Raw genomic sequence first — 18,938 nt, forward strand, 5'->3', positions numbered from 1 at the left:
GTTAACTCCTTATGCACGTTTCACTTCAACAAGGTTTGTATGTTGCGGATTTCCTTTAGCAAACGGCGATGGGTGCCAGCTTGTTAATGTATTAATACATCCACCAGTATCTACACCTGTTGTATCAAGTGAACGCCATGCACCTTGCGGTACTGCAATCACACCAGGTAATACACGATCAGTAACTTTGACAAGAATATTTAAGCGACCACGTCCGTTATAAATTTCAGCGATATCGCCTGATTTTAATCCGCGTTCTTGCGCATCAATTGGGTTTAACCAGAATTGATGTGGGATAGCTTCACGTAACATGGCAACGTTATAATAGCTCGAATGGACGTGACCTTTATCGTGGAAACCCGTCATTTGCAGAGGGAATTTCTCTTTAAGCTTAACGTTCTCAACACCTTCTTCATTCTTACAATATTCTGGAATAGCAGGAATACGGTCGCCTTCAGGTAAAACCCAGCCTTCAGTATCTTGCATTAATTTTTCAGAATAAATTTCAATCTTACCTGACGCTGTTTTTAATGGATTAGCGATAGGATCTTGACGGAATGCTTCAAGTGCGACGTATTGATTACGATTAGGTAATTTACGATCGATAATTCCCATATCATTGGTTTCTGCAAAAGTAGGCAATGCAGGGTTTTTCTCACGCATTTGGTTATAGCAATACTCAATCCACTCTTCGTAAGTCCGGCCTTCTGTAAATTGCGCTTTAGTACCCATTTTTTCTGCAATATCGGTTAAGACATCATAGCAAGGGCGGTTTTCCCAAAGCGGTTTAATCGCATTTTGTAAGCGGACAACATAGTGGTAAGCACCACTTGCGTAAGAGTTATTGATAAGATCGTTTGTTTCGACTGTTGTCACATCTGGTAGTAGAATATCTGCGTATTTTGCAGAAGGTGTCATGTGGTTATCCCACACTAAAATAAACTCACATTTTGATTCATCTTGCAGTAAATCATGGGTTTTATTTAGATCAGCATGTTGGTTACCAATCACGTTACTGGAATAACACCACATAAATTTAATGCCAGTATCGAGTTTATCTTTATTTCTAACACCTGCATTTTTACTCGTTAATTCCTCGCCACGTGCAATCGCTTCAGACCACATAAATGTTGGGATCAGCGTTTTTACTGGGTTAGGAAGTGCAAAGCTTGCTACAGGATAAGCAACGTTACCGCCCCAACAGCCAGTATTTGTACCTGGACGGCCAATATGACCAGACATTAATGGTAACATCATAATAGAACGGCAGGCTTGTTCGCCATTGGTAGTACGTTGAATACCCCAACCTTGAGAGATCCATGCGGCTTTTGCATTACCAATTTCACGTGCTAATTGAATAATACGCGCAACAGAAATGCCGGTTAGTTTGCTTGCCCATTCAGGGGTTTTAGCAATACCATCAGGACCATTACCTAAAATATAATCTTTATAAGAGCCATTTTCAGGTGCTGATGCTGGAAGTGTTTGTTTATCCCAACCGACGCAATATTCACGTAAGAAATCTTCATCGGTGATACCTTCTTGGATCATCACATAACCTAATGCTGCAACTAATGCGGCATCGGTACCTGGATAAATCGGTATCCACTCTGCACCCAGTGTTGTCACACTGTCAGTACGACGAGGGTCGATAATGATAACTTTACTTTTGCTCTTATCTAACGCATTCAGCGTTTCATAGAACTGACCACCACCTGACATACGTGTTTCTGCAAGGTTATGACCAAACATTACAACGAGATCTGAATTCTCAATTTCTGTTAACAGAGATTCCAACATATCGCCATAAACATAAGGAACGATACCTGTTAATTGAGAGTAAGAATAAGTACCGTAGTCACTTAAAAAGCCACCTACAGTGCTTAATAAACGTTTACATGCGGTTCTACCGTGTAAGTTTGCGCCAGTAGAGCCTGTACCGTATTGATAATAAATTGCTTCATTACCATACTTTTCAATGGTGTATTTTAATTTTTCGGCGATGATTGATGTCGCTTCATCCCAAGAAATGCGTTCAAATTTACCTTCACCACGTTTACCAACACGCTTCATTGGATATTTTAAACGGTCTGGATTGTAGGTTTTCCAACGAACAGAACGACCACGCAGACAAGGACGAATTTGGTGAAGACCGAATGTTGAATCGTCATACATAGTTTCATTAGAAATACGACGAATAACGCCATCTTTCACATGAACTTTTAATGGACAACGGCTACCACAGTTCACTAAGCATGCACTGTATTTGATAGTTTCTGAAGTCTCATCAGGACGAATACCCTGGGGGGTTTGAGCATTAGCAGCGAATGGTAATGAAACCGTTCCTGCAACAGCGGCAGCACCAGAAATAACTGCTGCTGACTGAATGAATCCACGCCGACTCATTTCAGTAATAGAAGTATTATTTTTAATTTTTGACATTGACATTACCCTAACATTTTTCACAACAAGTAAAGTTGTATATATATGTTAAGTTATAACCCTTCTACCTATAATGATTTATATCAATATAAAAAATGTTAATAACGTTATCTAAAAAAATAATTATTAAACAAATGGTTACATTTTTTGATAAATACCACTTTAGTGGTAAATAAAATATCAAATAAATAGGATTTAACAATCAATCGATATATAAAAAATAATATATCGATTTTTAGTACATTATAATAAAACAAGATTGTTAACATGATAACAAAATAAAAAATTAAAAATATTTGTTAATACAAAAAATCAAAAAGGAGAGTTTATCTCCTTTCTGATTTTCGATAAAAAATGATTTATTGCTGATTATTCTCTACAGGAAATCTCAGTGCTCTTACATCATTTCCCGTTGGGGATTGGTGCACCCTTAAACCGAATTGGGGCAAAATAGCAAAAATATGATCAAAAATATCAGATTGAATCGCCTCGTATTGTACCCAAATAGTAGTGTTGGTAAACGCATAAATTTCAATAGGAAGCCCATCAGAGGTTGGTGCTAATTGTCTTACCATAATTGTCATTTGCTTATGAACATTAGGGTGATTTTTTAAATAAGCTTCAACATATGCGCGGAAGGTTCCGATATTGGTCATGCCCCGTTGATTTAATGGTGTTTGACATTCATTGCCTAAAGTTGCATTGAATTGATTAATTTCACTTTCCTTATTTTTGATATAAGGAGCTAATAAATGGGCCTTTTCTAGATCATCAAGTTGTTTTTTATCTAAAAAATGGATGCTATTAATATCAAGAGCAAGGCTTCGTTTAATACGACGTCCTCCTGATTTTGTCATTGCTTGCCAGTTTTTAAAGGAATCTGAAATTAGAGAATAAGTTGGAATGGTCGTAACCGTATTATCCCAATTACGCACTTTCACGGTTGTTAAACTGATATCAATGACGGCACCATCAGCACCATATTTAGGCATTTCTAGCCAGTCACCAAGGCTTATCATGTTGTTTGCAGATAATTGAATGCCGGCGACTAATCCCATAATAGGATCTTTAAACACCAACATTAATACAGCCGTCATGGCGCCTAAACCACTGAGTAAAATAAGAGGCGATTTGCCAATAAGTAGGGAAATAATCATTATCCCAATCAGTACAGAGGCGGCGAGTTTTAAGCTTTGAAAAATACCTTTTAATGGTAATCGGCCAAAGGAGGATGAATTTCTCATGATCTGCATACAGAGATCCATAATAGAGAAAAGCATCAATAAGCCGAAAATTAAACACCAAGCTTGTGCGCTGGTGGTGAGGATTTCTTGTGTTTTACCTGAACCCATCCAAACAAGTGCTTGGATATTAACAACGACACCTTGGATTAAAAAAGCAAAACGACTAAATAGTTTGTTTATTTCTAATGAAACTTGCCACTTTTGGTCATATTGATTGATGGCACTCGAAATTCGAGGTAGGACTAATTTGTGTAAAATAAAATGAAGAACAAGGGCAACAAGAAAAATAATGGCTAAAACGAGTAATAAAGAAGCGACTTGAGCGTATTCTTCATTGAATTGACGTATCCATGTAAGCAGTTGCTGCTGCATAAAATATCCTCATAGTTAATATGTATTGTGTATTAAGAGTACAGAAAAGAGATCTTAGTTCAAGGAGGTGAATTTTTTGTTACGAAAGGTGCGCGAGTAAATAAGGTGAGGAAAAAGAAAATAGATAGAATAAAAGCCAGAAATAGTCTTTTTTGCGATGAGGGGGCTATTTCTGGCTTTGAGCTGTTTGTTATTTTAAATCAAATAATTACAGTAATCGAGTTGATGATAATTGTACAACAACTTGGTGCAAGTGAGTAATAAAAGAAGTCATTGATTTCATATTAAGTATCCTATTAATAAAATGTGATTTACGTCACAAATATTTTCTAAGATTGATTTTAATCACATTCTCATAACAGTCAATAGCTTTATGCAAAAATATTTTAAATTTTAAATTATTTTTTATGCAAAAGGCATTTTTTGCTTATTTAATCAGTGGTGTCTTATTGGTAAGTTTTTTATCTTATTGTTTATTAAGTTTTTTATTTCTTTTTGTTAACAATGCTCAGTTGACTTTTTTCTATTGTGATTTTCACTTGTTTTTTTTGCTTTAAGCTAAAAATGGAATCGAAAAAAGAAAGGAAATCACTCAATGAATATCGAAACAAAAGAAGAACGTTTACAAAAAATCTTACAAGGTGAGAAAGGTGCAATAGCACTGACACCTCCTGTATATGGTGCTCATGCTCAAGCCGTTATTGATTCTGATGTGGAAATTAAATTCAATCAGATAAAATCATCTCCTGATGATCCTGATAACGAAGTCAAAATGAATCGAGTTATCAAATATGAAGTGGTTGTCACGGGAATTAATCTACGTTTGGCTGAATGGCGTACAAGCCCAAAAGGCATTTTAATTTTGCCAAATAACAAAGATGTCTACATTACGATAGTAGATGACAGCAAAACAGAGATCTCGTTGACGGGCAATCGAAGTGGTGTGGCGTCATTACAATTAATTTTAAAAGATGAAGATGATGAAAATATTGTTTATTACGCAACGCCGATACAAATTCGTGTTACCCCACCTAAACCCAATCCTAATACCGACTGTTCATCGACTCATTGTGAAAAATTTGATGACTTGTTGACAATACGTTCAGAATCTATGCAATGGCCAAGTCAGTGGGAAAGTATATCTAAAAGTTTTGTAGTACATCTTCAAGATAAAGAAGGTGAGGATGTTCAAAATAAAGAGATCAAATTAGCTTACGATGTAGATAATAGTACATTAACTGTTGAGCCTGAAATTTATAATTCCGATGGCGAGAAAATCAATATTGGCAAAACTAACAAATACGGTATTGCAAACTTTAAAGTCAAATTTAAAAATAGTGAACCTAAACAAGTCGCTATATTCTATGCTGAAACTGAAAATAGCGAAGAACCAACGAAGCCAATTAAATCAAGAGATTATTATGTTGAAATGACAACGGAGAAATTACCTTCTCCTAAAGTGCCTGCAACATTAAATGGTATTCTCAGCTACCATAGTGAAAATTATTGCGTTAACGCAAATCTAATTTTAGGTCGTGACATTAGTGAAAGCACTCAAGTTGGATTTTATTTTAATGATCAACTTAAGATGTTGCCATGTACTGATAAATCAGCAGTTTCTGTGAGATTAGAAAATCAGTTATTAACAAATGGCATTCATTATATTTCTTTCTTTACGGTTGATATCTTCGATAATATCTGTTTTTCTCGACGTGAGCGTATTATTGTTGATAACTCTTTAACGGGGGAATGTAGTAAGCAAATTAAAAATATTGCGCCAAAACCTTGCATTAGTGTCACTATTCCACAGATTTGTGATCGCTACTTTAATTCCGTCAATATTAGGCTTGTTCCTTCCTTATGTTTACAAATTAAAAACCGTGTAGCGAAAATGAATATCCAAAAAATGGTTATCATCTTTAATGGTTATTCTAAGGTAAATAGTAGTGAAAGAACGTTGGTATATCGCTCAACATTAGAAATCTACGCCGATGATCCTCGTTTAGGGAATTTCTTGCACGATACAACTCCTAATAATGAGCCTATTAATATGGTTGAAATCGTTGAGCCTGCATTAGAGAGTATTTTGGCTGATGCATTGCCTAATATTGAAGTAGGGCAACTCGGTATTCAGGTAATGGTCTTTGAAAAAACAGGAAATTGTTACCTCTGTGGAGAAAATATGTATACGGTATCTCTGCGTTTACCTTGTGCTTAATACAACTCCATTCTAGTTTCTACTCAAGAGCCACATCATGTGGCTCTTTACTTAGCAAAAACTAATAGGAATATTATTATTTTATCGGCTATTAACGAGTCATTCTTTTTATTGCACTAGTTATCGATAAAATGGTGAGTGAGCTTAAAATAAGCTGTATACCAATCAATGCCATTACTAGAGCTACGGATGTTTCAGGCCCAAACGCAAGTAGAAAATAGGCGATAACGAGATCTAAAAAACCTACCAAGATATTAAACCAACCATAAAAATTATCTTTGATTTGTTTGAAGCCGATATTTAGGCGCAATATCCCTGCAAAAATAAAGAGAAAACCGATAAAAAAAGCTAGGCTAAGCATACCGTTTAGCGGATCGGTAATAAAAATATAGCCAAGTAAAAGATAAATAAAACCCGCTAATAAAGTGATGAGCATTGACCAGCCTGAAGAGACTTGAGAATTGAAGCCACCAATAATACTGGATATTGCACAGGCAAAGAAAACGATGCCGAGTAATACACTGATAACAACACCTGAAGAGAGAGGGTTAATAATACAGATAAAACCTGCAATAAAGCCCAATGTAGCGATAATATTCATTAAGGTACATTGTCTTTTAACCAGTTTCTCTGTTAGCTGAGATAAATTATTTTTATTAATATCTAACATAGCAACCTCTTTATGCTTATATTTTGGACATAAGTTAAATTATAGCAATTTTTGCTTATATAACATGACTTCTTTAAATAAAACTATAATTAAAAAGAGGTAGAGAAGGTGATAAATCACCTTTGAAATATAAAATTGAAGGAGTAAGGTAGTGGCTAAGGTAAAATGTTAATAAAAGTTATAGCGGAGGTAAAATGTCTGATGTTGTGTATTTAAATAATCAGTTTGTACCTAAAGAGCAGGCTAAAATATCTGTTTTTGACCGTGGTTTTTTATTTGCAGATGCGGTTTATGAAGTTACCGCAGTTATTGATAGTCAACTCATTGACTTTGACGAGCATTTCCAACGTTTACAGCGTTCGTGCAAAGAATTAGGATTATCCCTTCCTATCACGAAATTGCAATTAATCGATATTCATCAGAAGCTTATTGAAAGCAATCATCTTCATGAAGGGCTTATTTATTTACAAATAACCCGAGGTACTGATTCATCTCGCTTTTTTGATTTTCCGTCTTCATCTATTTCTCCCACAATTGTTGCTTTCGTTCAACACTCCACCGTAATTAATCACCCCAATGCCAAAAAAGGTATTTCAGTAGTTAGTGTTGACGATATTCGCTGGCAGCGTTGTGATATTAAAACCGTTGCATTATTAGCCGCGTGTTTAGCGAAACATTATGCACATCAACAAGGTGCTGATGATGCTATTTTAATAAAAAATGGCTATATAACGGAAGGTAGTTCAAGTAATTTTTTTATTATAAATCATGATAATGAAATTATTACACGACCTCTGAGTCAGGATATTTTACCGGGGATTACGCGCCAAGCAATTATTCAATTAGCGCAAGAAGAAGAGCTTAAAGTCATTGAGCGTTTATTTACGCTTGATGAAGCTAAAAAAGCAAAAGAAGCTTTTATTAGCTCGGCTACCACGTTAATTTGGCCTGTAATTTCAATAGATAATGAAGAGATAAATCAGGGGGAAGTTGGACATTTGTCTCAACGTCTACGAGAGATCTACCTTGATAAAGCACTTAAAAAATAATTGAATAGACAAATATACTTAATAAAATTTATCGCACTGTTTTTAGATTTTTATTGCAATATAACAGTGCGGTAAATTTATTATTCATTGTATTAATTATGATGTTCAATAATCATTACAGCGGTTGTATCTGGTTCTAAAGCCCGGAATATATGAGTAACATCACCGGGATAGCAAATATAATCACCGGGTTGCAATTCTTGTTGATTATCTATCGTTCCCACCATTGCACTACCACTAATAATAATAATGTGTTCAGTCACATTTTTACTGTGAGGATCTGACACCCTATCTTTTCCCGGTTGAGCAATTACGGTGTATATATCGCGCTTTGCCCCCATAGGGCAGGATGAAAGTAAAAAAGCATGGTAATACGCTTTTTCTGCACTAATTTTAAAACCATCACCTTTGCGAATAACTTTGACTTCAGGTTGTGGTGCTGAAATAAGTTGAGAAAACGGAATGTTTAATGCAACACAAATCGCCCAAAGTGTTTCAATACTCGGGTTTCCTTGGCCTGCTTCTAATTGAGATAATGTGGATTTTGCAACACCTGCTCGTCTTGCAATTTCAGCAAGCGAAAGGCCTGCTTTTTTTCTTTCTCGGGCAAGGGCCTGAGAAATAATTTCAATAGGCGCACAAGGCGATGACATCATAGCTTCCTTTAAAATCATCTTGCAAAAAAATAGATCGTTCAACATAATGAACGATATGTTCAATAAAAAATACGACATTTTATGAAAATTAACAGTCGGCTTGATAATAACGTACTTAGAGACATTCTGCTTGTTTCATTAGCAGATGGTATTGTTGGTATCTCTTATGGCGCTTTAGCTCATACACAAGGGTTTGATTTTTGGGTGCCATTAGTGTTATCCATTTTCGTTTTGGCGGGTGCTTCTGAGTTTCTTTTTATTGGTGTAGTGGCAATGGGAGGAAGTGCAATTTATGCAGCGCTTGCTGGATTAATGGTTAATGCACGACATATTCCCTTCAGTATGGCTGTAAAAGATTTACCCGGAAAAGGACTTAAATCATTATTAGGCTTTCATATATTAAATGATGAAAGTGTTGTATTTGGCTTATCTCAACGCACAGCTGAACAGAATAAACTTGCATTTTGGGCATGTGGGTTGAGCATTTTACTTGTTTGGCCTTTAGGAACCATGATAGGCGTTTATTTAGGATCATTTATTGTTGATATTAAGATGTTAGGGTTAGATGCGATGTTCCCCGCTATTATCTTGGCATTAAGTTTGCCTGCATTAAAAAATAAACTAACACGTAATGCTGCGATTATTGGTAGTGCCATTGCTCTTATAACAACGTTATTTTTACCTGTAGGGATACCTGTTTTATTGTCATTAGTTGGCGTGTTATTTGTGTTAAGGAGAATATAATGTCCACAGTATCTATTATTACAGGAATTGTTATTCTTGCTGTTGGCACATATGCTATGCGTCTTTCCGGAATATTACTTAATAATAGGTCCGGTGTTTCGCCTCGTGTAAAAGAGATACTTTCATTATCAGCAATTGTTATTTTATTTTCAGTGGCAACGACCTCAACATTTTTTGATGGCGATCAGCTTGCTGATATATCAAAAATTATTGGAGTTGGGGTAGCTGGAGTTTTAACTTGGAAAAAAAAGCCATTTATTATGATTGTGCTTAGTGCAGCAATAGTGACTGCTGGGTTACGTTGGCTAATAAAGCTTTGGGAATAAACCAACAATTAACGTTACGATGATAAAAGAGAAAGGAGGCGTTAATGCCTCCTTTCTAATAGTTTTTTAATTAACAGACGATTAATCATTTTCTGATAATTTGATTTCTAATGGTAGTGTGATAATAAAACCAATACCTCTATTATTAAGTCCTTCAGTCACAATTAATGAGGCTTGAATTTTATTAGCAAGATTTTGTGCAATGGATAACCCCAAGCCACTACCAGTTTCATTTGAACCAGGAACACGATAAAAACGTGAAAAAAGGGCATTAATATGTTCTTTTGCCACCCCAGGTCCGTCGTCACGCACAAAAATATTAATCCCTTCTGCATACCTATTCTCAATAGTGACTTCTACTTGGCTACCTCTAGGGCAATATTTAATAGCATTATCAAGTAGATTATTAAATATAGAGAGTAATGCCTGTTTATCAGTTTTAAGAGGTAATGGATGCCCTTCATTTAGTGATAATTCGATATTTTTACTAATTGCATATGGAACACGTTGTGCTATTGCATTACCAATGATGTTATAGATATCAAGAGTTTCTATTTTAAGTGGAAAATCATCACATTCTAATCGGGCTAAATCAATTAATTGATGAGAAAGAGCCGCGGCTCTATCAAGCGATTGCTTCATATCATCAATAATTTCTTCGCGTTCATGTTGATCATCGACTAAAGAGAGTAAATGTAATTGAGCAATAACCGCTGCAATAGGTGTTCTTAATTCATGGGCAGCATCTGCCATAAATTGTTTCTCACGAATATTCGCTGCATCAATTCTTGCCATTAACTGGTTTAATTCTTTAAAGATTGGACGTATCTCTTTAAATTGTTGACCGACATTAATGGGCGTTAAGTTACGAGGTTTACGATTAGAAATAAGTTCTGCAGCTTGTCTTAACGGGCGTAAACTAAAATAAGCTGTAATTAAAATAGCAAAAATAACCGTTGCTAGAATAAACAAAAAGGGCACAAATGTTCCTTCAACAGGGTTACCTATAACATGGCCCCTATCTTCAACGGATTCACCAATAAACACTTTTATTTTGTGTTTTTCTCCCCAACTAAAAGAGAGTATCCATTTTTCTCCCGCAACTGAGACTTTTTCTGACGCTAATGAAAGCACTCTGGTTGGAATAGGTAATTCAGGGCGATTAGTATAAATTAGGGTATTATTTTCATCTAAGGCGATAAACCAAGGTAAATATTGTAATTCATCATCTTCACCATTAAGCATAGCGTCGATGTACATACCTTGTAAGTTATGTGCAATTTCTTTGAGTACTTCAGGTTGGTCAGCAACACTCTCTAGAGTATTAGCAAAACCCTCAGCAATAATTTCTTGCTGTTTATTATAAATTTTTTCAAATTCAGCAAGATAATCAAATTGTATCCAAGCTAACCATACGCCCCAAAGCATAACAATAGAGATAATTTGAAGAACAATGGTGTAAATAAAGAAAGAACGGATCTTCATTTAGTTAGCTTCTTTTTTTAATAAATAACCCACACCACGCACCGTGATAATTCGCTCTTTACCTATTTTTCTACGTAAATTATGCATATGGACTTCAAGTGAATTACTTTCAATTTTATCATCTAGACCAAATAAGCGTTGTTCTAACTCGGATTTACGCACTACATTGTCAGTATTACGCATTAATTCGTATAGCAACTGATATTCTTTACCTGATAATAAAAGTAGTTCGTCATTTAAGGTGACTTGATGGTTTGCTGGATTAAGCTGTAAATCCCCAATAGACCATATTTGTGATGAAAAACCCGCCATTCTACGGCTAACTGCTTTTACACGGGAAATAAGTTCAGGCATAGCAAAAGGCTTTGGTAAAAAATCATCAGCCCCTGAATCTAATGTTTGTACTAAATTGTCGATTTGAGTTCGGGCCGTTAAAATGATGATCGGAATTTTTTCACCGGTCTTTCTAAGTGCAATAAGTTCATCTTGCCCATCACCATCAGGTAGACCCAAATCTAATAGCATTAAATCAAAAGGGCGCTGACTCAGCTGAACACGAGCATCAGCAAGTAACCTAACCCAACATGGGTGAAAACCGGCAATTTCAAGCCCACGACAAAGCGCTTTACCGAGTTGTAAATCGTCTTCAACCAATAAAATATTCATAATAATACCTATCTAAAATCGTCTAAAGAAAGTATAAGAGCCAAATAAAAATTGAGCAATATAATAAAATGTAAAATTAGGTTTGATTAATGAACTCTTAATGTAAGATAAAAATTTATTTAATATGTTTTTTTACTAAAAATAAGAGACTTTAAAAAGAAAGTATTATTATAAATGGAGTGTCTAGATAATCTTATTTTATATTTTTTCATTCCAAGGCATTTAATGTTAAATTTTAAAAACGAATTAAGATAGAATCGTTGTTTTTGATTTTCTATAACCAGTATATTACCATGTTATTATGCTAAGTTAACTTAAATGATTTATCTAAGATGCTTGTTATTTTTGAATAAAATATAACTTTAATTAAAAATAATTAAATTTGGTAGTGTGTTTGAGATAATGTAAATATAAAAAAATAATTTCATTGATTGATATGTCTGTTAAAATGATGCTTTATTGTTTTATTGAAATAAAATAATAGAATTATTATATCCCTGTTGTGCAACATTTTATTAGATTTAGATTATTTACTCTATTCATCTATACTCTTACAGTTGAACTCCGTATTTTAAAAGGAATTTAAATTTTATTAAAAGGAATTTATATGAAATTAGATGGTGTTATTTAGTATAAATTAAATCATTCTGTGTCAGAAATGCTCCCATCCCTCTGGGAGCATTTCACATGGCCGTTATTACTCACATAATGAGTCATCCCATAATTTTAAATCAAATGGTAAATTTAACGGTTTTGCTAGTTCACTCGCTATATTTTGAAATTCTGATTTTGCGTGTTCTAGACGTTGTTTATCACTTTCAGGAATAAAGTTATCTTTTGCTGGTAAGTCATCTAAGTTGTATTCTTCCACTAATACTTCATCGTCCCAACGCTGAAATAGCCAATAACTACCAGGCACCAGTGTATAATTAGTGCCTTTAATTAATGTTTTTCTATCAGATTGGTAATGCACGGGAATTAATTGATTAGCGACATTATCCCAGATCCAGCCTTTATAAGTGCTATCAGTTAAACGTGTTATCGACCAATGCATATCATCAGGCTGATAAAAATTAAGTTCTATTAGAGGTATATAAATTGGATTATCTGTGGAAAATGAGGCTTGAACGAGTCCATTTGTAAAATAGGAGATATCCAATATTTTGTTATTGTTGTTTAATTTTAAATGACAACCATCCCATTTTGTTATTTTCAAACCGTTTTTTTCTGGAACTTCTGGAATTGAAATTATGAGGTCTGTTGCACTGTCTTTGGTTGGTGGATAGTAATGGCCTGTAATGTATTCATCATTACTGCCATAAAATTTCCATGTTGCTAAGGGGGAGTACTTAAAATAGGTATTAAAAATAAAAAAAGAAAGTAAAGCAATAGTCAAAACAAGAAAAATTATTCGTATTTTTTTAGTCATTTTACTTTATTGCCTATTTTCTATTTACTCTTAAAGTTGTATAAATTAAGTGTAACAGAAATGAATCATTTAATTAAAGAAGGTAATATACTTTTACCAGAAAAAGGACATGTGTTTTATGTCATTAAGGTAAATATACTTAAATAGGATTTCACCATGATTAAAAATTCAGTCTTAGCTTCATACCCTTTTTTAAAAGAGATGGAAAATGATGAATATTATCCTGCTCACCTTGTAAAAAAAGGACAAGATTTACTTAAAATATTGTGTTTGAAAATTGAAGCAACTTCACCTAAAAAGTTATCAGAACTTTATGTTTTAACTCAAGAAACAACAGATCAATTTAATGATCTTGCTGAGGCTTTTTGTGAAGAAGGTAGTGATATTGAAACTGTTGCAAGAGAGTGTATTGCCGAAGATTTTGGTATTATTGCTGATGAATATGGTTTTAAAGATGCTGATATAGAAGAATTAATTGCAACAAGAGATTGGTAAAAAAGGATGAGAAAACAAGATAATGTTTTCTCATTTTTATTATTTTCAATTATCTACTTATATAAATAAAATAAAAGTAACTTATATTTATCTTATGCTATTTACTATCTAGGCGAGAATAGAATAATTTAGTTGACAAAAAAATATTTATTAATAAACTAGCCTACAGTTTGGTCAATAAGACTCGTAAGCGTTTACGTTAATCAACGCATATAACTTATTTTTAGCCTGTTGTATTGGCAGTTATGTGCCGTTGTACAATCGTATTATTGGAGTCTTTCATTATGTCTTTTCATGACAAAAATTACTTTTTAGGTATTCCTAAACTACCTACCCGAGCAATGGTTTTTCTTGTTCCTTTTTTCCTTTCTTTTATTATGTCAGGTATTGTTGCTTTTATTAGCACCATCAAATCGTTAGGAATGGGTATGTATGTTATCTCCCCATGGTTAAGCTCTTGGGGGATCTCTTGGATGATTGCTTTTCCAACAGTCTTATTTGTATTGCCTATCGCAAGACGTTTCTCTCTGTTACTGGTTAAGCCTGCAAAATCGAATAACTAATTAGAAAAAAGATCAGTGTTCGGTGCTGATCTTTTTCATTCCACTCATTTCTTGTTTTATTTTTTCAAATAATATCTTATGACATTGTAGAAGATTAAAATAACGTAATAGTTTATTGAGTAACTCTTACATTTTTTAATAACTATAAGGTTTAAGTCAGAATAAATAATAACTAAGAAATAGATTATTTATCATCACAATGTGAAGTAGAGCATCGCCTTGATGGATAAGATCCGATAGCCTTAAACTTGTATATTAAATCCATTTATTTATAAGCGAAGTAGTTTTCTTTGCATAAATTCTTATTGGTAGCAGGAGGCTTTATATGAGTTTGTTGTTCTCCCCTAAAAAATTAGGCCCCCATCAGTTAGATAATCGTATTATTGTTGCACCTATGTGCCAATATTCGGCACAAGATGGTTATCCGACGACATGGCACACTATGCATTATGGGCAGCTTGCATTATCAGGTGCTTCGCTTGTGATTGTGGAAGCAACTGCCGTTGAGCCGAGAGGTCGTATTAGCTATAAAGATTTAGGTATTTGGTCTGATCAGCATGGCAGTGAATTAAAAAAATTGGTTGATAATATTAAGCAATATTCCTCTGCTAAAATTGGTATACAAATCGCCCATGCAGGACGTAAAGCATCAACCGATTTACCTTGGAATGGCGGTGTATCATTAGCACCAGATTCTCCTCATGGTTGGCAAAAAGTTGCACCTTCAGCAATTCCTTTTGGAAAAAATCATCAGCCTCATGCCCTGACGATTGAAGAAATTGAAGAGATAAAACAATCCTTTATTGATGCGGCGAAAAGAGCAGAATCAGCGGGTTTTGATGTTATTGAAATTCATGGCGCTCATGGATATTTATTGCATGAATTCTTATCCCCATTATCAAATGATAGAACAGATCAGTATGGTGGCGATTTTAATAATCGTAGTCGGTTATTAGCAGATGTTTTTGTTGGTGTGAAAAATGCTGTTTCTGACAATGTTTGTGTTGGTGTGAGGATTTCTGCAACAGATTGGGTTGACGGTGGCTGGGATCTTGAAAGTGCAGTTGCTTTAACACAACACCTTGAAGAATTAGGTTGCCATTATATTCATGTTTCTTCTGGTGGTTTATCTGATAAGCAAAATATTAAACTAGGCCCTAATTATCAAGTGCCATTTGCTCAGGCTATTTATAATGAAACACAATTGCCAGTTATTGCGGTTGGACTTATTACTGAGCCAGAACAAGCTGAAGCTATTTTATTAACAGAGCAAGCTGACTTTATTGCATTAGGTCGAGGTATTTTATACGATCCTCGTTGGCCTTGGCATGCGGCAGAAAAACTGAAACAAACCATAAAAGTTGCACCTCAATATTTACGTTGTGCGCCTCATGGTAGTAAAGATTTTTTTAAATAGTTATTTTTTAAGCCATGGATAGTCATAAATGTTATGTGATTATCCGTGGTTTTTTCGTCAATAAAGCTTCTCATGATAGAGAATAATAGTGGTGTAAGCTTATTGAATAATGAGATCGGATCATAAAGTAAAATGAAAATAAATCCTTTATTGCTTCAACCTAGGATTGCTTAAGACGATGTGTTTTGAATGCGAACACATCATCAGAGAATTAAGCATTCTTTGATGACTCATTAATTTATAGCGAGTCATATTATGAAAAATAAGCATTGGTCACGTGTAGAATATCTGCATGAAACAGTAAAAAATAAAAACATTATCATTAAAGGACAACATAGCTATTACAGTGATTGTTGGGATGAGGGTTTTGAAGCTTCGGTTGTGCGCTATCTTTATGGTGATGAAATTAGCTTGCAATGGAAACCATTATGGGAAATTGATAAATTATATATCGGTGATTATGTTTGTATTGGTGCACAAGCCGTTATATTAATGGGCGGAAATCATACCCATCGCCTCGATTGGTTCTCACTTTATCCTTTTATGGATAAAATTGAAGAAGCTTATATAGGTAAAGGTGATACTCATATTCAGGATGGTGCATGGATAGGAATGCGTGCAATGATAATGCCCGGGGTCACTGTTGGTGAAGGGGCTATTGTCGCTGCTAATAGTGTTGTTTCCAAAGATGTGGAACCTTATAGCATTGTAGGTGGAACACCAGCAAAACATCTTAAATATCGTTTTGATCCAAATGTGATTGAGCAACTTTTATTGTTAAATATTTATCAATGGTCAGAGACGAAATTTGAAGCGCTTAGGCCTTATTTATGTCAATCCTCAATTGATAAATTATTAATCGCAGAAGCAAATTTTATTGAATAAACATAGACCCCTAAATATAAAAATATTTAGGGGTTTTTACTTAGTTATTTTTGTAATATAGATTTATAATACTATATAAAATATGAAAAAATAACGTTATTATTATTTGACCTTTATCTCAAAATTAAAATATTTTTATTTTATAAAATTTGTTCTTATTTTTAATATGCTGATTATTTCTTGTGTTCTTATTATTTATCTTTTTTCTTTAGTGATTGATTTTGTTTTGAAAATACAAAATTAGTAATTTTCTTTTTTATTTATATTATAATTATATGATGAAGTTATTATTCATTTGCAATGGAGTTTCCTTGGTAAATTAATTTTTTATAAAATATATAATGTGTAAAAAATAAAATACATATTACTCTATATATGAGTTTATTAATTATGGAGTGATATAAATATGATTTGTAATATCAGTTTCAAAATAAAATTATTGGCTATTATATTATTTTCATCTACATATTCTTATGCCAATAATACCACTTTATTAGGTGGAAATAGTAAAGCAGATGGTAATGAATCGACAGCAGTTGGATATAATACGTGGGCACATTCAGACCAATCAACGGCAATTGGTGCTAATGCGGGTGCTGAAGGGATCAATGCAACTGCAATTGGACATAAAAGTACAGCAATTGGTGATAATGCATTGTCATTAGGAAGTGGAGCTATGGCAATTGGTGAAGGATCTCTTTCTATTGGCTCTCAGGCATATAGTGAAAATAAAGACGCCATTAGTATAGGAAAAGGTGCAATAAATAATGCTGAAAATGGTGTTATTTTAGGAAGTGGTAGCCGTCTTTCTAATAGTGCAGATAATTCTGTGATTATTGGAAGTAAGTCAACAGGAACAGCGAATAACGCAATTATATTAGGCGATAAAAGCAGTAATAATCGAGATAATACGCTATCGATAGGGAGTGATACAAATCAACGACAAATTATTAATGTTGCAGCAGGAACACAAGATACAGATGCTGTGAATGTTTCTCAGCTGAAAGAAGAGAAAAATAATATTCTAATTGAAGCTGATAAGCGCATTAATGACAATAATATTGTTATTAATGATAAAATTGAGCAAGAAAAAAATGCGTTACTCAAAGCAACCACAACTCAAATAAATGAAAATAATAAAGTAATACAAAATGATATTTCTAAAGCAAGTGAAGCTGTATTAAAACAAAGTGAATCTAAAGCAAAGGTATTAGCTGATGATGCAAATAAAAAATCAAATCAATATACCGATAGTAAAATAAAAGAACATCAAGATACTATTATTAATTATCTTAATGAAGAAAAAAATGAATTTTATCTTTATACTGAAGATAAGCTTTCAGAAATGAAAGCTGGTGTGGAATCTTATACTGATGATAAAGTCAATGATATAAAAGAAGGAATAGAAAAGCATACTAATAAAAAAATTAGTGAATCTGAAAGTAATATTAAAAATTACACAAATGATAGATTTATTGAAATTGAAAATAGTGGTAAAGAGTATACTGATTTTAAAGTTAATGAGCATGATGTAAAAATAGTTGAGCACATTGGTAATGTTAGAGATGAAATTACGATATCAACAGAAGGGAAAGTTAAAGCATCAGAAAAAAGTGCTAATAGTTATACGGATATAGAAATTAGTAAAATAGCGTCGGGAATGGAGGGACTTATTGGTAAAAATAATGAAAAAATAACAAAGGAGCGTGAGAAGTATATTACTCAAAAGGGAAATGAGTATATTAATATCACTAACAACATTATTAGTGAGAGAGATGAATCGTTGAAGGAATATATCGAAAGATCAAAACATGACTCTATTTCTATTGCGAATGAGTATACCAATAATAAAATTAAGAACATCTTTATTGATAACGATATTGCACTGAAAAATATGGATAATAAAATTGATAAGGCAGATAAGAGAGCAAGTGCTGGTATTGCTTCCGTTGCAGCTATGGCGAATATTCCCTATGTGACGGCTCACACTTTTAGCTTAGGTGTGGGGGTTGGTAATTATCGAGATGCTAATGCACTTGCAACAGGCGCCCAGTATCAAATAACAGAAAGTGCCATTATTCGTGTTTCAGCTTCATGGAATACAGAAGATCGCGGTGTTGTGGGTGGTGGTATTTCTTATGGTTGGTAACTTTATGTTATATCGTGCCGTTTAGGCGTGAAGCTGAAATAGGGTTGTTATTTTTCTATTTATAAGCTGGCTTTTATGCTGTAGCTTTGAATAATAAAGATGACAACCTTTTTTATATTACGAGTAAA

16 protein-coding genes are annotated in these 18,938 nt (G+C 33.8%); 9 read left to right on the forward strand and 7 right to left on the reverse strand.

From position 1 onward, the window contains the following. Positions 1 to 9 precede the first annotated feature (9 nt). Both ABN217_RS00545 and ABN217_RS00550 read right to left on the reverse strand, forming a co-directional pair. Positions 10 to 2,442: a DMSO/selenate family reductase complex A subunit gene (locus ABN217_RS00545; RefSeq protein ID WP_196553738.1), complete on the reverse strand. Its 2,433-nt coding sequence runs from the start codon at positions 2,440 to 2,442 to the stop codon at positions 10 to 12. A 359-nt stretch (positions 2,443 to 2,801) separates the two neighbouring features. Continuing rightward, positions 2,802 to 4,058 (reverse strand): mechanosensitive ion channel family protein, encoded by a 1,257-nt coding sequence (locus tag ABN217_RS00550; RefSeq protein WP_196553737.1) that lies wholly within the window; start codon positions 4,056 to 4,058, stop codon positions 2,802 to 2,804. Positions 4,059 to 4,653: 595 nt separating this feature from the next. On the opposite strand from ABN217_RS00550, the gene ABN217_RS00555 reads away from it, so the two are divergent. Next, positions 4,654 to 6,276 (forward strand): hypothetical protein, encoded by a 1,623-nt coding sequence (locus ABN217_RS00555; RefSeq protein WP_197269034.1) that lies wholly within the window; start codon positions 4,654 to 4,656, stop codon positions 6,274 to 6,276. Between the two features lie 91 nt (positions 6,277 to 6,367). Here the strand turns inward: ABN217_RS00555 and ABN217_RS00560 are convergent, their stop codons facing one another. Beyond that, entirely contained in the window at positions 6,368 to 6,946 is a 579-nt protein-coding gene (locus ABN217_RS00560) for an HdeD family acid-resistance protein (protein WP_109407851.1), read from the reverse strand. 194 nt (positions 6,947 to 7,140) lie between these two features. On the opposite strand from ABN217_RS00560, the gene ABN217_RS00565 reads away from it, so the two are divergent. Next, positions 7,141 to 7,995 carry a D-amino-acid transaminase gene (locus ABN217_RS00565; RefSeq protein WP_197269035.1) on the forward strand — a complete coding sequence of 285 codons (855 nt, stop codon included), beginning with the start codon at positions 7,141 to 7,143 and terminating at the stop codon, positions 7,993 to 7,995. A 92-nt stretch (positions 7,996 to 8,087) separates the two neighbouring features. On the opposite strand, the gene ABN217_RS00570 is transcribed toward ABN217_RS00565, so the two are convergent. Further along, positions 8,088 to 8,648, reverse strand: coding sequence for a helix-turn-helix domain-containing protein (locus tag ABN217_RS00570; protein WP_072068566.1), 561 nt, complete (start codon positions 8,646 to 8,648; stop codon positions 8,088 to 8,090). Positions 8,649 to 8,732: 84 nt separating this feature from the next. On the opposite strand from ABN217_RS00570, the gene ABN217_RS00575 reads away from it, so the two are divergent. Together ABN217_RS00575 and ABN217_RS00580 are read left to right on the forward strand one after the other, a co-directional pair. Beyond that, entirely contained in the window at positions 8,733 to 9,395 is a 663-nt protein-coding gene (locus ABN217_RS00575; RefSeq protein ID WP_196553734.1) for an AzlC family ABC transporter permease, read from the forward strand. Next, positions 9,392 to 9,721 carry an AzlD domain-containing protein gene (locus ABN217_RS00580; RefSeq protein ID WP_196553834.1) on the forward strand — a complete coding sequence of 110 codons (330 nt, stop codon included), beginning with the start codon at positions 9,392 to 9,394 and terminating at the stop codon, positions 9,719 to 9,721. Before ABN217_RS00575 ends, ABN217_RS00580 begins: the two co-directional genes overlap by 4 nt. 81 nt (positions 9,722 to 9,802) lie before the next feature. Here the strand turns inward: ABN217_RS00580 and ABN217_RS00585 are convergent, their stop codons facing one another. From ABN217_RS00585 to ABN217_RS00595, 3 genes are all read right to left on the reverse strand, one after another. Further along, positions 9,803 to 11,206 carry an ATP-binding protein gene (locus tag ABN217_RS00585; RefSeq protein ID WP_196553733.1) on the reverse strand — a complete coding sequence of 468 codons (1,404 nt, stop codon included), beginning with the start codon at positions 11,204 to 11,206 and terminating at the stop codon, positions 9,803 to 9,805. Continuing rightward, positions 11,207 to 11,872, reverse strand: coding sequence for a response regulator (locus tag ABN217_RS00590; protein WP_349458960.1), 666 nt, complete (start codon positions 11,870 to 11,872; stop codon positions 11,207 to 11,209). It lies immediately after the preceding gene. Positions 11,873 to 12,569: 697 nt separating this feature from the next. Next, positions 12,570 to 13,301, reverse strand: coding sequence for a hypothetical protein (locus ABN217_RS00595; protein WP_349458962.1), 732 nt, complete (start codon positions 13,299 to 13,301; stop codon positions 12,570 to 12,572). A 156-nt stretch (positions 13,302 to 13,457) separates the two neighbouring features. Between ABN217_RS00595 and ABN217_RS00600 the strand changes: the two genes are divergently transcribed. From ABN217_RS00600 to ABN217_RS00620, 5 genes are all read left to right on the forward strand, one after another. Next, entirely contained in the window at positions 13,458 to 13,796 is a 339-nt protein-coding gene (locus ABN217_RS00600; protein ID WP_197269038.1) for a DUF5713 family protein, read from the forward strand. A 284-nt stretch (positions 13,797 to 14,080) separates the two neighbouring features. Next, complete coding sequence (locus ABN217_RS00605) at positions 14,081 to 14,359, forward strand: DUF2798 domain-containing protein (RefSeq protein WP_072068559.1); 279 nt, start codon at positions 14,081 to 14,083, stop codon at positions 14,357 to 14,359. Between the two features lie 325 nt (positions 14,360 to 14,684). Beyond that, entirely contained in the window at positions 14,685 to 15,776 is a 1,092-nt protein-coding gene (locus tag ABN217_RS00610; RefSeq protein WP_196553729.1) for an NADH:flavin oxidoreductase/NADH oxidase, read from the forward strand. A 255-nt stretch (positions 15,777 to 16,031) separates the two neighbouring features. Further along, positions 16,032 to 16,661, forward strand: a complete 630-nt coding sequence (locus tag ABN217_RS00615) for a CatB-related O-acetyltransferase (protein WP_197269039.1) — start codon at positions 16,032 to 16,034, stop codon at positions 16,659 to 16,661. Positions 16,662 to 17,067: 406 nt separating this feature from the next. Next, complete coding sequence (locus ABN217_RS00620; RefSeq protein WP_197269040.1) at positions 17,068 to 18,810, forward strand: YadA-like family protein; 1,743 nt, start codon at positions 17,068 to 17,070, stop codon at positions 18,808 to 18,810. Positions 18,811 to 18,938: the final 128 nt, after the last annotated feature.

The sequence above is a fragment of the Proteus sp. fly-1067 genome (assembly GCF_040139345.1).
Taxonomy (GTDB): Bacteria; Pseudomonadota; Gammaproteobacteria; order Enterobacterales; family Enterobacteriaceae; genus Proteus; species Proteus vulgaris_B.